This is a genomic window from Salipiger bermudensis (assembly GCF_017309175.1).
GTDB lineage: Bacteria > Pseudomonadota > Alphaproteobacteria > Rhodobacterales > Rhodobacteraceae > Salipiger > Salipiger bermudensis.
Genome location: NZ_JAEKJV010000009.1, coordinates 1 through 12,830 on the forward strand (window position 1 = coordinate 1; position 12,830 = coordinate 12,830).

A 12,830-nucleotide genomic window follows, 5' to 3' on the forward strand; every position below is an offset into this window, starting at 1 on the left:
TGAACAGCGAGCCCGTCACCTGATCTGATCCACGCATCCCACACTCCGTCGCCATCGTAGTGGTTACGGTGAATCATGTTCCACGTCAGGCGTCGAGGCGAGAGTTTTTCAGCAGCCTGTTAACCGGTGAAACGGCTCTTTCGCATGTGCCTGCTCCTTCAAAGTTGGCGCAGACTCTACATCACGGTGAGGGATTTCGCGCGGGGCAGGCCACAGTCCCGTCCTGGAACAGTCCGGGGGCCGAAAAGCGAAAGGGGGGCCGAGGCCCCCCTTGTCGTTTCGTTCAGATCTCGCGGATCAGCCGCCGAAATCGTCGAGCATGATGTCTTCGCGATCAACGCCAAGATCGAGCAGCATGTTGATCACCGACTGGTTCATGATCGGCGGGCCGCACATGTAGAACTCGCAATCCTCGGGGTTCGGGTGGTTCTTCAGATACTCCTCGTAGAGCACGTTGTGGATGAAGCCGGTGTAGCCCTTCCACTCGTCCTCGGGGAGCGCATCCGAGAGCGCCACGTGCCACTCGAAGTTCGAGAACTCCGCCGCCAGCGCATCGAAATCCTCGACGAAGAACATCTCGCGCTTGGAGCGGGCGCCGTACCAGAAGGTGATCTTCCGGTCGCGGTTCTCGAGCCGCTTGAGCTGGTCGAAGATGTGGCTGCGCATCGGCGCCATGCCCGCGCCGCCGCCGATGAAGACCATTTCCTTCTGGGTGTCGCGGGCGAAGAACTCGCCGAACGGGCCGGAAATGGTGACCTTGTCGCCGGGCTTGAGGTTGAAGATGTAGGACGACATCTGCCCCGGCGGGATGCCTGTGGATCCCGGAGGCGGCGAGGCGACGCGGACGTTGAGCATGATCAGGCCCTTCTCGTCCGGGTAGTTCGCCATCGAGTAGGCGCGCTCGATCGGCTCGTCGACGGTCGATTCATACTGCCAAAGATTGAACTTGTCCCAATCCGGGCGGTACTCCTCGGCGATGTCGAACTCCTTGTAGGAGAGCTTGTGCGCGGGCGCCTCGATCTGGATGTAGCCGCCGGCGCGGAAGTTGACGTCCTCGCCCTCCGGAAGCTCCAGCACGAGGTTCTTGATGAAGGTCGCGACGTTGTCGTTGGAGCGCACGGTGCACTCCCACTTCTTGACGCCGAAGACCTCTTCGGGAACCTCGATATCCATGTCCTGCTTGACCGCCACCTGGCAGGACAGGCGGTCGCCGCAGGCGGCCTCGCGCTTGGTGATGTGCGACTCCTCGGTCGGCAGGATCGAGCCGCCGCCGGAATGGATGCGCACGCGGCATTGCGCGCAGGTGCCGCCGCCGCCGCAGGCGGAGGGGACGAAGAGCTTCTGGGCCGCCAGCGTCTGCAGCAGCTTGCCGCCCGCCGGGACCGAGATGGTCTTTTCGTTGTTGATGGTGATGTTGACGTTGCCCGACGACACCAGGCGCGACCGCGCGGCCATGATGATGGTCACCAGCGCGACCACGATCAGGGTGAAGAGAACGACGCCGAGGCTGAAAGTAAGCATAGTGGTTCTGTCCTCCGCCTCAGAGATTCACGCCGCTGAAGGACATGAAGGCCAGTGCCATCAGTCCCGCGGAGATGAAGGTGATGCCAAGCCCCTGAAGGCCGTCCGGGATGTCGGAGTATTTCAGCTTCTCGCGCACACCGGCCATGGCGGTGATCGCCAGCGCCCAGCCGAAGCCCGACGAGGCGCCGTAGGTCAGGGCCTCGGGGAAGTCGTAGGCGCGCTCCACCATGAACAGCGAGCCGCCCAGGATGGCGCAGTTCACCGTGATCAGCGGCAGGAACACACCCAGCGCGTTGTAGAGCGGCGGGAAATACTTATCGAGCACCATCTCGAGGATCTGCACCAGCGCGGCGATGACCCCGATATAGGAGATCAGGCCGAGGAAGGTGAGGTCCACGTCCGGGAAACCTGCCCAGGCCAGCGCACCGGGCGCCAGCAGGTAGTTCAGGATCAGGTTGTTGGCGGGCACGGTGATGGTCTGCACGATCATCACCGAGATGCCGAGACCCATCGCGGTCGAGATCTTCTTCGACACGGCGATGAAGGTACACATGCCGAGGAAGAAGGACAGCGCCAGGTTCTCGACGAAGATCGCCTTTACGGCGAGAGAGACGAGACCTTCCATCAGTGCGCCTCCACGGTCTGGATCTTGAATTCACGCTCTTCGACCTGCTTCGGCTTCCACGAGCGGATCGCCCAGATCAGGAGGCCGATGATGAAGAACGCCGAGGGCGGCAGCAGCAGCATGCCGTTGGGCACGTACCAGCCGCCGTTGTTGACGGTTTCGAAGATGGTGATGCCGAACAGCGAGCCGGCCCCGAAAAGTTCGCGGATGAAGCCCACGAGCATCAGGATCAGGCCGTAGCCCAGCCCGTTGCCGACGCCGTCGATGAAGCTTGCCACCGGCGGGTTGCTCATGGCGAAGGCCTCGGCGCGGCCCATCACGATGCAGTTGGTGATGATCAGGCCGACAAAGACCGACAGGGTCTTGGAGATCTCGTAGGCATAGGCCTTGAGCACCTGGTCGACGAGGATCACGAGGCTGGCGATGATCACCATCTGCACGATGATCCGGATCGAGCTCGGGATCTGGTTGCGCAGCATCGAGATGAACAGCGACGAGAAACCCGTCACCAGCGTCACCGCGATGGCCATCACGAAAGCCACGCTCAGCGACGAGGTCACCGCGAGGGCCGAGCAGATGCCCAGGACCTGCAGCGTGATCGGGTTGTTGTCGATCAGCGGATCGACAAGTTGCGATTTGCGTGTCTGAGCCATCAGATGTCTCCTGCCTTAAGCCGCTCGAGGAACGGGCCGTAGCCCTGCTCACCCATCCAGAAGCGGACAAGGTTGTGAACCCCGCGCGAGGTCAGGGTCGCCCCCGCCAGCGCGTCGATGTAGAATTCCTGGCCGGCCGGGGGCGGCGCCTTGGCGACAGTGATCTGCAGATCGCCATCGTCGTCGCGCAGCTTCTTGCCGTTCCACAGTGCCTTCCAGCGCGGGTTGTCGACCTCGGCGCCGAGGCCCGGGGTCTCGCCGTGCTGGTAGAACTGCAGGCCGAAGATGTCATTGCCGTTCTCTTCCAGCGCGATGAAGCCGTAAAGCGTCGACCACAGGCCGTAGCCCTCGATCGGCAGGATCACCTTGTCGATGCCGCCGTCCTCGGTGCGCAGGATATAGACCATGCGATAGGCCTGCATCGAGCCGCCGAGACCCGCCGGGTCCTCGTCGAGCGCGCGGATGATCGCCGGGTCGCCGGTGGCAGCCAGCTCGTCGAACGTGTCGATCTCGAACTGGTCGGTGAACTCGCCGGTCGACAGGTCGACGACGTGCGGTTCCATCGCCTCGAAAGCTTCGGCGACGCTCACGTTCGGGTCGTAGACGCCGGCCACCTGAAGCACGTTCGACTGCTTGTCACGCAGCGCGTTGGCCTGCTGCACCGGGCGCAGCGACACCGCTGCCGCCGACACTACCATCGAGGCCACGAGGCAGAGCGTCACCGCAACGAACACGGTCTTCGGGACCGAGTCATTGGGCATGTCGAGGAAACGACGGATGAGGCCTTTTTTCTCATTCGCGTCAGGCATTGCGCTTGGCCCTCCGTTTGATGTTGGCCTGAACGACGAAGTAGTCGATCAGCGGCGCAAAGACGTTGCCGAAAAGGATCGCGAGCATCATGCCTTCCGGGAAGGCCGGGTTCACGACACGGATCATCACCACCATGAAACCGATCAGCGCGCCGTAGATCCAGCGCCCGGCATTGGTGTGGCTGGCCGAGACCGGCTCGGTCACCATGAAGACGAGGCCGAAGGCGTAGCCGCCGACCACGAGGTGCCAGTACCACGGCATCGCGAACATCGGGTTGCTGTCGGAGCCGATGAGGTTGAGCAGCGTGGAGAACGCGATCATGCCGAGCAGACAGCCGGCGACGAGACGCCAGTTGGCGATCTTTGTCACCAGCAGGAAGGCGAGGCCGATCAGGCAGGCGATGGTCGAGGTCTCGCCGAGGCAGCCCTGGATCGTGCCGATGAAGGCGTCCATCCAGGTGATGCCGCGCTCGGGCAGGGCGGCAAAGCCGTCGCTGGCGCTGACCGAGAGCGCGGTGGCGCCGGAGAAGCCGTCGACCGGCGTCCAGACCGTGTCGCCCGACATCTGCGCCGGGTAGGCGAAGTAGAGGAAGGCACGACCCACAAGTGCGGGGTTGAGAAAGTTCTTGCCGGTGCCGCCGAAGACTTCCTTGCCGATCACCACGCCGAAGATGATGCCAAGCGCGACCTGCCACAGCGGGGTCGAGGCCGGCAGGATCAGGGTGTAGAGCATCGAGCTGACGAGGAAGCCTTCGTTCACCTCGTGGCCGCGCACCACGGCGAAGACCACCTCGAAGATGCCCCCCGCAACCAGCGTGACGATGTAGATCGGCAGGAAATACAACAGCCCGTGCAGCATGTTGGCCAGCGGGTTCGCCGGGTTGAAGCCGATCCCCAGCGTCTCGATGATCCAGGCACGCCAGCCCGAAGCGCCATACTCGGCGATCGCGAGGTTGGTCTGCAGGCCGGTGTTGTAGAGGCCGAACAGGATGCACGGGATCGTCGCCAGCACCACGTAGGTCATGATCCGCTTCATATCGATGTAGGAGCGGGCATGAGGCGCGACGGTGGTCACCGTCTTGGGCGTGTAGACGAGACTCTCCACCATCTCGTAGATGGAGTAGTATTTCTCGAACCTGCCGCCCTTGTGGAAGGCCGGCTCGATCCGGTCGAAGAGATTGCGAAGACCCACGGCCTTACCCCTCCTTCTCGATCTTGGTGAGGCTGTCGCGCAGGGCGAGGCCATATTCATACTTGGCCGGGCAGGCGAAGCCGCAGAGCGCGAGGTCTTCCTCGTCCAGCTCCATCGCCCCGAGCGCCTGTGCCGTGTCGGTGTCCATCACCAGCAGCGCGCGCAGCAACTGCGTCGGCAGGAAGTCCTGCGGCATCAGTTCTTCGAAGGTGCCCAGCGGCACCATGGCACGGCGGCCACCGTTGAGGTTCGAGGTCAGCGCGTAGAGCTTCTTGCTGAAGGCCGAACCCAGAACCGGCTGGTAGGCATACTTGGACGGCATCGGAAGGATCCAGCCGAGCGTGTTCTGCTCGCGGTCTTCCTTGATCAGCGTGATCTGGCGCGCGTAGCGGCCGAGATAGCAGGTCGGGCCGTCGCCCATGCGGCCGCTCAGGATCGAGCCCGAGATCACCCTCACCGGCAGCTTGGTCTGCAGGTCGTCATGGCAGAGATCGGCCATCGAGGCGCCGGCGATGGTGCGCACCAGACGCGGCTTGCGGCAGAGCGGGCCCGAGAGCGCGATGGTGCGCGACATGTCGAGCGTGCCGGTGTCGAGCAGTTTCCCGATCGCGATGACGTCGTGGTAGCCGATGCTCCAGACCGTCTTGCTGGCCGAAGGCGGCTCGAGGAAGTGCATGTGCGTGCCGGCAAGGCCCGCTGGGTGCGGCCCGGAGAAGCCCGCGACGTAGACGCCCGGCATGCCGCCGCCCGGAACGTCGCTGTCCGCGTCCTGGCACAGGTAGACATGTCCCTCGGTCAGCAGGGTCATCGCCTGCAGGCCGTGGGTGAAGGCCTTGGTCTCCTCGGCGATGATCGCTGCCGCGTCGCCGCTCAGCGGCTCGCTGTCCATCGCGGTGACGTAGATCGCCGCGGGACGGGTCTCGGGGTCGGGGACCTTGGAATAGGGACGGGTGCGGAACGAGGTCCAGAGACCGGCGGCGCACAGCCGCTCCACCACGCCATCGGGCGTGTGCGGATCGCCGACACCGGAGAAATCCACCGGTTCGGCGGCGCTCTGGTCGATCTCGATCTCGACGCTGACCAGCTTGCGGCGAGCGCCGCGGTTGATCGCCTTGATTCGTCCGGAAACCGGGGAGGTGACCTGAACCGTGGGCGTGTCCTTATGCGCCAGAATGGGCGCACCGGCGGCCACGAGATCGCCTTCCTGGACCGCCAGTCGCGGCTTCAGACCGATGTAATCGTCTCCGAGGATGGCGACTGTTCGGACCGTGGGGGCGTCTTGGATCCCCCCTTCGGGTGCCCCCAGTACCGGGACATCCAGACCTTTCTTTAACGTATATCGCTGCACGTTGTTTCGTCCTGTCCATTTTTGCCGGTCTTATGCGCTCCCGTGTCGGATTTTGGAAGTTCTTCAGAGGCGATTCTCCAATTTATTGTTGAACTGCCCCGGAAACTCGCTCAGAAGCCCATCATCTCATCGTCGTACATGAAGCAGCCTTCAGCGGAGATATCCCCGTGACCAAGCCCCTCCTCCTTTCTCGCCGTAGCCTCCTTGCAATGCCTCTCGCCCTGGCAGCCTGCAAGAAGGGATGGTCGATCCTCGAACTGACCGGGCTGACCATGGGAACCAGCTATTCCATCGTGGCGGTCGATCATTCGCGCCAGATCGACAAGGCCGAGCTCAAGGCTGCCGTCGAGGCGAAACTTGCCACGGTGAACACCCAGATGTCCAACTGGGATAGCGGCTCCGAGATCTCGCGCTTCAACGCCACCGGCTCGACCGACAGCTTCGGCGTCTCGCACGAGCTGGCCCACGTGATGCAGGCCGCACAGGACGTGAACGCTGCCAGCGATGGCCGCTTCGACGTCACCGTCGGACCGCTGATCGATCTCTGGGGCTTCGGCGCCAACGGCACCCGCAACGACGAGCCCGGCGCGCACGAGATCGCTGATGCGCTGGCCTGCTGCGGTCAGAGCGAGTCGATCCGCGTGGGCAACGGCGCGCTGCAGAAGCTGCGCCCCGAGGCCGAGGTCTATCTTTCGGCCATCGGCAAGGGCTTCGGCGTTGACCAGGTCGCCAGCGCGCTCAAGGATTTCGGTCTCACTGACTACATGGTCGAAATCGGTGGCGATCTCTACACCGCCGGCAAGAACCCCGATGGCCAGCCCTGGCAGATCGGCATCGAGTCGCCGGAAGCCTTCGATCGCGGCGTGATGAAGGTCGTGGGCCTGTCGGATCACGGCATGGCGACCTCGGGCGACTACCGCAACTTCTTCGAGAAGGATGGCAAGCGCTACTCGCACATCATCGATGCCACCACCGGCCGTCCGGTCACCCACGCCACCGCCTCGGTGACCGTGCTGACCGATAACGCCATGCTGGCCGATGCCTGGGCCACGGCGCTGCTGGTGCTGGGCACCGAGCGCGGCCTCGAGATCGCAAATGATCGTGAGATGGCGGTTCTCTTCGTTGATCGCGCCGGCAAGGCGGGCGACAAAGGGTTCACCACCACGGCCAGCACGCGCTTCGAGGCGCTGCAGGCCTGAGCCTGAAGGCGGCCTGCGGGCCGCCGCCTTGGCGCTGATATTGGCGCCTTTGATACAAGAAAGGGTCGGTCCGACGTGTCGACGTTCCTTCTCGCCTTTGGTCTCCTGATGATCGTCATGCTGGGCATGGCGCTCGGTGTCATCCTCAACGGACGCACCATCAAGGGGAGCTGCGGCGGCCTGAACGCGATTGCCGACGCGGATCACTGCGTGGTCTGCAAACAGGAGATCGACCCCGACAGCCCGCTGCGCGACCGGCTGCACTGCCCCAAGGCGCGTAAGATGCTCGAAGAGATGGAGCGCGAGCGGGCCTGAGTCTTCAGGACGACTGCACAGGGCCTCCGGAACCATCGGAGCCCACGGGACCATCGGATGCCCTCGCACGCTGCTGCGAGGGTTTTTTATGTCCGGAGCTCGCGTGCCCCGCAGACCGGCGACACCGGGTCTTGCGCGAAGCCCCGTCAGGGGGCCTGCGAGACCTCAGCCCTCCGACATCGGCAGCAGACCGAGCGCCAGAAGCAGCACCGCAGCCACGGTTCCGAACAGCCAGAGCTGCCAGCGCGGGCCTTCGGTTTTCCAGACCGTCCGGTAGCGATAGCCCGCGAGACAGGCGATCACGAACAGTGCTGTGGCGCTGGCGGGCGTGAGCGTGAGCTCGGGCAATCTGCAACCTCTCTGAAACAAGCGCGTTTACAGATCAGCTGATTGCACTAACCTGAAACAGGATCAAGGGAGGTCACGCCATGCCTGCATCATACCAACCCCACACCGTCGGCGACGACGATCAAGAACGGACCATGAGCCAAACCGTCGACACGAACCTGTCCGCCGCAGAGGCGACGGTACGCCACGTGCTCGACGACAAGGGCGACGAGGTGGTCTGGATCCAGCCGCAGGAGACCATCGGCAAGGCTGTCGAAGTCCTGCGTGACAAGCGCATCGGCGCGATTCTCGTGAAGGACCCGCAGGGCGCGCTGGTCGGGATTCTGTCGGAGCGCGATATCGTGCGCCGCCTCGCCGATACGCCGGGCCGCACCCTGCCGCAGCGGGTTGAAGAGCTGATGACCCCCGAGGTCGAGACCTGCAGCCCCGACGAATCGCTCGTGGTGGTGCTGCGGCGCATGAATGACGGCCGGTTCCGCCACATGCCGGTGATGGAAGAGGGCACGCTGGTCGGCCTGATCTCGATCGGCGACGTGGTGAATTACCGTCTGACCGCGCTGGAATACGAAGCCCTCAAGCTCAAGCAACTGATCGTCGGCTGACAGCGGGCTCCGCAGCCTGTTTCATGAGCATTTGCATCCCGGTTCCGCAGCTTTCGGGGTCGGGATTTTTGCTGCGACGCAGCAAGAATGCGAAATCGAAATTTGCAAGCCGAACCGGAAAGATGCGGCATTGTGTCACGATAAATCCGTGTTACCGTTCCTCTCAGGGAGGAACTCAACATGATGCTTTTTATCGTCGGCCTCGGAATCGGCCTTCTGATTGCGACACCGTTCATCGCGCTTGTGCTCGGAGCGGGGGTCCTGACGCGCGACACGGTGACTGATCTGGCCGAGATCGAAAGCGATCCGTATCCGCTGAACGTCGTCTCGTTTCCGCCGAGCCGCGCCTGACCGCAGCCTTTGCCGGACCGGAACAAGGCCCGCGCGACCTGACGGTCGGGCGGGCCTTTTGCCTGTCTCGCTGCCATCGACTCGCAAAAAAGGCAGCGCCCCGCCCAAGACAAGCGCAGGCGAGTCAGAAATCGTCATCCGCTACGCCTAAAAAACAATCATCGCGGTAGCGCCTTTTGGCGGCATCCTCTCTGGCAGGTCTTGACATTTCGCCGTATAGATCGCCCAGAATACCTGATAAATTCGCTCTATTATTGGCATGTCTCGGCGGGGTCTTGAGGGTGCAGCACTACGCGGAAGAGTCCGGAGAGGCGCTCAGCATCTCGCTGCTGGGGGAGCTTCGCGTGTTTCGTGCCGGAGAAGAGTTGCCTCTGCCGGCGTCGCGCAAAGCGCGGGCGCTTCTGGCCTTTCTGATCGCGACGGGCCGGCCGCACCGGCGCGAGCGTCTGTGCGAGCTGTTCTGGGATCTGCCCGACGACCCTCGTGCCGCGCTGCGCTGGTCGCTGACCAAGCTGCGCAAGGTGATCGACGATCCCGACCGGCCGCGCATCGTGGCCGACCGGGAACGTGTCGCGGTCGATACCGAAGGGCTGCGGCTCGACCTCCGCGCCATGCGAGAGGACGTTGCGTCCGGTCTCGACGCGCTGCCGCTCGACGCGCTCGAGGCCATGGCCCGTCGTCTCGACGAGGTCCTGCTCGACGGGCTCGACGGGGCCGGGGGAGAGGCCTTTGCCGACTGGCTCAGCGCCGAGCGCGCCGATGCCGAGGGGTTGCGCATCGAGGTTCTGCGCCACCTTGCCAGCCATCCCGCCAACCCGCCCGCCATTGCCGAGAAATGGCGCCGTCTCTGGCACGCCGCCAATCCTTCGGCCGCGCGCGAAACGCCTGACCCGGCCCCCCAGCGCGAAACCGTTCCGCAGTCCGGACAGCCGCCGCGCATCGCGAGCGGTCTTCGGGCGCAGAAGATCGGCTTTTGCGACGTGGCCGATGGCACCACCATCGCCTATGCCACGGTGGGCAGCGGCCTGCCGTTCCTGAAGGCGGCGAACTGGCTGACGCATCTGGAGTTCGACTGGACCAGCCCGATCTGGGGCGAGTGCTTTGCCGACATCGCGCACGAGCGCAGCTTCATCCGCTATGACGAGCGCGGCTGCGGCCTGTCGGACTGGGATACCGACGACCTCAGCTTCGACGCCTTCGTGGAGGATCTCGAGGCGGTTGCCGACCGGCTGGAACTCGAGCGCTTCCCCTTGCTGGGCATCTCGCAGGGCGCGGCGGTGTCGATCGAATACGCCGCACGCCACCCCGAGCGGGTCTCGGGGCTGATCCTCTTCGGCGGCTATGCTGCCGGCTGGCGCCACACCACCACCGACGACGAGAAGGCCCGGCGCGAGGCGGTGCGCGATCTGACACGGGTTGGCTGGGGCACCGACAACCCGGCCTACCGGCACATCTTTTCGCAGACCTTCATGCCCGGCGTCTCGCCCGACGAACTGGCATGGTTCGACGAATTCCAGCGCCTCACCACCTCGCCCGAGAACGCCGCCCGCTTCCAGGATGCGTTCGGCGATATCGACGTGCGTCACCGGCTGGGCGACGTGAAGGCCCCCACGCTGGTGCTGCACTCGACCGGAGACCAGCGCATCCCGGTGAGCGACGGGCGCTACATCGCGCGGGCGATCCCCGGAGCGCAATTCGTGCCGCTCGACAGCCGCAACCACGTGCTGGTGGGCTATGAGCCCGCTTGGCAGACCTGCATGGAGGCGATCCGCGAGTTCCTGAAGGAACACGACATCTAGGCCGCGACCACGCCTTTCGGCCGTCCGACCGGCCTGCGCTGAACCTTTCGCGCCACACGGGGCACCTACGGGCATCACCCGTCCCCTGTCTCAGAGAGGTTCGCCCCATGCGCTTCTTCGGTGCCCTGCTGATCGCCCTCGCCATAGCCGCCGCGCCGTTCTCATGGCGCTATGCCCAGACCCTGATCCCCGCGCCCGAGCCCGATGCGCCCCGTGGGCCGGCCCCAGCCACTGCCGAGGCCGCGCCTGCGGCGCTCGAGGAAGAGGTGGCGTTCCTGTCGGATCAGCTCGCTCGGCTGAGCCAGAGGGTCGATGCGCTCGACAGCCGCACCTCGCTGAACCTCGCCAGCGTGGCGCGTCCGCTCGAACCACGGGCAGAGAGTCCCGAAGCCACGGATTCGCTCAAGGATGCCTTCGCGCAGGTGGTGCTGATCGCCGACCGGCGCTCGGCCAATGACGGGCTCAGCCATGCCACGCCCTCTTTCCTGCGCGAGCTGATCGGCCTGCCGCGCCCGGATCTGACGGACAATTGCCAGCCCGCCACCAATCCCAGGCTGCGCGACCTGCTCTCGACCGAGGATGTCGGCCCGATCCGGGCGACGCTGGTGCGCCCGGCGCTGGTCTCGATCCGGCAGGTGTTTGCCAATGTGCAGGTCTTCGAGCCCGAGCTCTACGACCGCATCAAGACCGCCGGCTCGCTCTGCGTGCGCCGTATCCGGGGGGCGCAGAGCGCGGCCTCGGCCCATGCCTACGGGCTGGCGGTCGACATCAACATCGACGGCGTGCTCGACAGCCTCGCCGACGGCAAGACCCAGCTCGGGCTCATCCTGCTGGCGGATTTCTTCAAGAAGGAGGGCTGGATCTGGGGAGCAGGTTTCGGGCGCGAGGATTCGATGCATTTCGAGGTCAGCCGCGACAAGCTCGAGCAGTGGCGGCGGCTGGGCGAGATCTGAGCGCAACTCGCCGAGTTTCTGCAAGACCGGGCCCACCTTTCGTCAAGGCGGGCCCGGTCTCGTCGCGTGGAGTGACGCCGACCTCGATCAGCAGGGGCAGAGCGAGCACATGTCGAACGGCTCCATGTCGAGCGCCATCTGCAGCGAGCCTTGCAGCGCCAGCGCCACGTTGAGGAAGGGCGCGATGGCAAGCCGCGGCGGCGAGAACGAGGCCAGCCCAGCCAGGGCGGTGCTGCTCGCCGCCGACTCGCCGAGCTTCAGGTCCTCGAAACTGGGCAGCATCGCCAGCTTGTTGGCCAGCGTCAGCGCGCCGAGCGGCAACCCCATCTTGAAGCTCGCCCAGAGCCGCAGCATCGCCTGGATGCGCGACAGCGTGTTGGGCGAGAACCCGTCGGGGCCGAAGGCCTCCTCGATGGTGGCCAGCGCCTCGAGCACCATGGCGAGCTTTTGCAGCAGCGGCATCGGGATGATCAGGCTCGGCGGCGTCAGGCTGGCGAGCCCGTGCAGCCGGTTCTGCAGCCCAGAGATCGAGCCCGGTTCGCCCAGCGGCGGCAGGTCGAAGGCCGCGTTCATCGCCAGGATCTGCGGCAGTCCGCCCATCAGCTGCGCCATGCGGAATTGGGGGCGCGTCAGGGCGAGGCTGAAGCTGTCGAAATAGGGGGTGGGGGGCGGCTCCATCGCATGGAAGGGGTCAAGCCCCATCTCGCGCAGGTCGATCACCAACCGGGCCACGATGGAATAGGCAATCAGTGGCTGGATCTTGAGCTGGGTGAGCCAGCCGAGCCGGGGCCAGACATTGCGGGTGATGCTCTCGCCCGCTTGCTGCATCTGCAGCTCGAGTTGCGGCAGGTCGTCGATGGCGAAGGTGCCGGTCATCAGCGACAGCATCATCGCGATATTGGCCAGCCCGCCGCCGCCCATGTCGAGATTGGGCATCACCATCGGATCGAGCGTGGCGGCGATCTGCAGGTCGAGCCGGTTCTCCGGGTCGAGTGCCGGCAGCGCCGCGGCCAGCTTCAGCGACAGCGGGATCGGTGGCAGGATCGGGATCGCGCCGACCTGAAAGCGGTTGCGGGCGGCGCTGGCGGGGATCTCGCAGAAACACGGCATGG

The 12,830-nt window shown here is 64.9% G+C and carries 14 protein-coding genes; 6 read left to right on the forward strand and 8 right to left on the reverse strand.

What is annotated here, in order from left to right; translation table 11 throughout:
* Nucleotides 1–297: 297 nt before the first annotated feature.
* Genes nqrF through JF542_RS13210 form a run of 6 tightly spaced genes read right to left on the reverse strand, consistent with a single transcriptional unit; the run spans nt 298 to nt 6,151 of the window.
* On the reverse strand, nt 298–1,521 hold the full coding sequence (gene nqrF / locus JF542_RS13185; RefSeq protein ID WP_007796349.1) for an NADH:ubiquinone reductase (Na(+)-transporting) subunit F: 1,224 nt from the start codon (nt 1,519–1,521) through the stop codon (nt 298–300).
* A gap of 19 nt (nt 1,522–1,540) precedes the next feature.
* A complete protein-coding gene (nqrE, locus tag JF542_RS13190; protein WP_207076177.1) occupies nt 1,541–2,149 on the reverse strand; it encodes an NADH:ubiquinone reductase (Na(+)-transporting) subunit E in 609 nt (202 codons plus the stop codon).
* Nucleotides 2,149–2,802, reverse strand: a complete 654-nt coding sequence (locus JF542_RS13195; RefSeq protein ID WP_207076178.1) for an NADH:ubiquinone reductase (Na(+)-transporting) subunit D — start codon at nt 2,800–2,802, stop codon at nt 2,149–2,151. The genes nqrE and JF542_RS13195 overlap by 1 nt, the downstream gene beginning before the upstream one ends.
* On the reverse strand, nt 2,802–3,611 hold the full coding sequence (locus tag JF542_RS13200) for a Na(+)-translocating NADH-quinone reductase subunit C (protein WP_207076179.1): 810 nt from the start codon (nt 3,609–3,611) through the stop codon (nt 2,802–2,804). Before JF542_RS13200 ends, JF542_RS13195 begins: the two co-directional genes overlap by 1 nt.
* Nucleotides 3,604–4,803 carry an NADH:ubiquinone reductase (Na(+)-transporting) subunit B gene (locus JF542_RS13205; RefSeq protein WP_007796369.1) on the reverse strand — a complete coding sequence of 400 codons (1,200 nt, stop codon included), beginning with the start codon at nt 4,801–4,803 and terminating at the stop codon, nt 3,604–3,606. Before JF542_RS13205 ends, JF542_RS13200 begins: the two co-directional genes overlap by 8 nt.
* Nucleotides 4,804–4,807: 4 nt before the next feature.
* The gene (locus tag JF542_RS13210; protein ID WP_207076181.1) at nt 4,808–6,151 is read right to left on the reverse strand and encodes a Na(+)-translocating NADH-quinone reductase subunit A; all 1,344 of its coding nucleotides are present in this window, start codon (nt 6,149–6,151) and stop codon (nt 4,808–4,810) included.
* A 209-nt stretch (nt 6,152–6,360) separates the two neighbouring features.
* On the opposite strand from JF542_RS13210, the gene JF542_RS13215 reads away from it, so the two are divergent.
* Both JF542_RS13215 and nqrM read left to right on the forward strand, forming a co-directional pair.
* Nucleotides 6,361–7,350 (forward strand): FAD:protein FMN transferase, encoded by a 990-nt coding sequence (locus JF542_RS13215; protein WP_207076182.1) that lies wholly within the window; start codon nt 6,361–6,363, stop codon nt 7,348–7,350.
* A 75-nt stretch (nt 7,351–7,425) separates the two neighbouring features.
* Entirely contained in the window at nt 7,426–7,665 is a 240-nt protein-coding gene (gene nqrM / locus JF542_RS13220; RefSeq protein ID WP_007796378.1) for a (Na+)-NQR maturation NqrM, read from the forward strand.
* A gap of 165 nt (nt 7,666–7,830) precedes the next feature.
* On the opposite strand, the gene JF542_RS13225 is transcribed toward nqrM, so the two are convergent.
* The gene (locus tag JF542_RS13225) at nt 7,831–8,013 is read right to left on the reverse strand and encodes a hypothetical protein (protein ID WP_007796380.1); all 183 of its coding nucleotides are present in this window, start codon (nt 8,011–8,013) and stop codon (nt 7,831–7,833) included.
* Between the two features lie 80 nt (nt 8,014–8,093).
* On the opposite strand from JF542_RS13225, the gene JF542_RS13230 reads away from it, so the two are divergent.
* The 4 genes from JF542_RS13230 to JF542_RS13245 all read left to right on the forward strand — a co-directional run bounded on the left by JF542_RS13230 (nt 8,094) and on the right by JF542_RS13245 (nt 11,718).
* A complete protein-coding gene (locus JF542_RS13230) occupies nt 8,094–8,615 on the forward strand; it encodes a CBS domain-containing protein (RefSeq protein WP_007796384.1) in 522 nt (173 codons plus the stop codon).
* A gap of 183 nt (nt 8,616–8,798) precedes the next feature.
* The gene (locus tag JF542_RS13235; RefSeq protein WP_154657516.1) at nt 8,799–8,966 is read left to right on the forward strand and encodes a hypothetical protein; all 168 of its coding nucleotides are present in this window, start codon (nt 8,799–8,801) and stop codon (nt 8,964–8,966) included.
* A 281-nt stretch (nt 8,967–9,247) separates the two neighbouring features.
* Nucleotides 9,248–10,765, forward strand: a complete 1,518-nt coding sequence (locus tag JF542_RS13240; protein ID WP_224887504.1) for a bifunctional AfsR/SARP family transcriptional regulator/alpha/beta hydrolase — start codon at nt 9,248–9,250, stop codon at nt 10,763–10,765.
* 107 nt (nt 10,766–10,872) lie between these two features.
* Nucleotides 10,873–11,718: a M15 family metallopeptidase gene (locus tag JF542_RS13245; RefSeq protein ID WP_207076184.1), complete on the forward strand. Its 846-nt coding sequence runs from the start codon at nt 10,873–10,875 to the stop codon at nt 11,716–11,718.
* Between the two features lie 87 nt (nt 11,719–11,805).
* On the opposite strand, the gene JF542_RS13250 is transcribed toward JF542_RS13245, so the two are convergent.
* Nucleotides 11,806–12,828: a hypothetical protein gene (locus tag JF542_RS13250; protein WP_207076185.1), complete on the reverse strand. Its 1,023-nt coding sequence runs from the start codon at nt 12,826–12,828 to the stop codon at nt 11,806–11,808.
* Nucleotides 12,829–12,830 lie beyond the last annotated feature (2 nt).

What these genes read in the sequence shown, in the direction of transcription:
- nqrF (WP_007796349.1), bottom strand. Translation starts at nt 1,521, where the DNA reads ATGCTTACTTTCAGCCTCGGCGTCGTTCTCTTCACCCTGATCGTGGTC.
- nqrE (WP_207076177.1), bottom strand. Translation starts at nt 2,149, where the DNA reads ATGGAAGGTCTCGTCTCTCTCGCCGTAAAGGCGATCTTCGTCGAGAAC.
- JF542_RS13195 (WP_207076178.1), bottom strand. Translation starts at nt 2,802, where the DNA reads ATGGCTCAGACACGCAAATCGCAACTTGTCGATCCGCTGATCGACAAC.
- JF542_RS13200 (WP_207076179.1), bottom strand. Translation starts at nt 3,611, where the DNA reads ATGCCTGACGCGAATGAGAAAAAAGGCCTCATCCGTCGTTTCCTCGAC.
- JF542_RS13215 (WP_207076182.1), top strand. Translation starts at nt 6,361, where the DNA reads ATGCCTCTCGCCCTGGCAGCCTGCAAGAAGGGATGGTCGATCCTCGAA.
- JF542_RS13230 (WP_007796384.1), top strand. Translation starts at nt 8,094, where the DNA reads ATGCCTGCATCATACCAACCCCACACCGTCGGCGACGACGATCAAGAA.
- JF542_RS13235 (WP_154657516.1), top strand. Translation starts at nt 8,799, where the DNA reads ATGCTTTTTATCGTCGGCCTCGGAATCGGCCTTCTGATTGCGACACCG.
- JF542_RS13245 (WP_207076184.1), top strand. Translation starts at nt 10,873, where the DNA reads ATGCGCTTCTTCGGTGCCCTGCTGATCGCCCTCGCCATAGCCGCCGCG.
- JF542_RS13250 (WP_207076185.1), bottom strand. Translation starts at nt 12,828, where the DNA reads ATGCCGTGTTTCTGCGAGATCCCCGCCAGCGCCGCCCGCAACCGCTTT.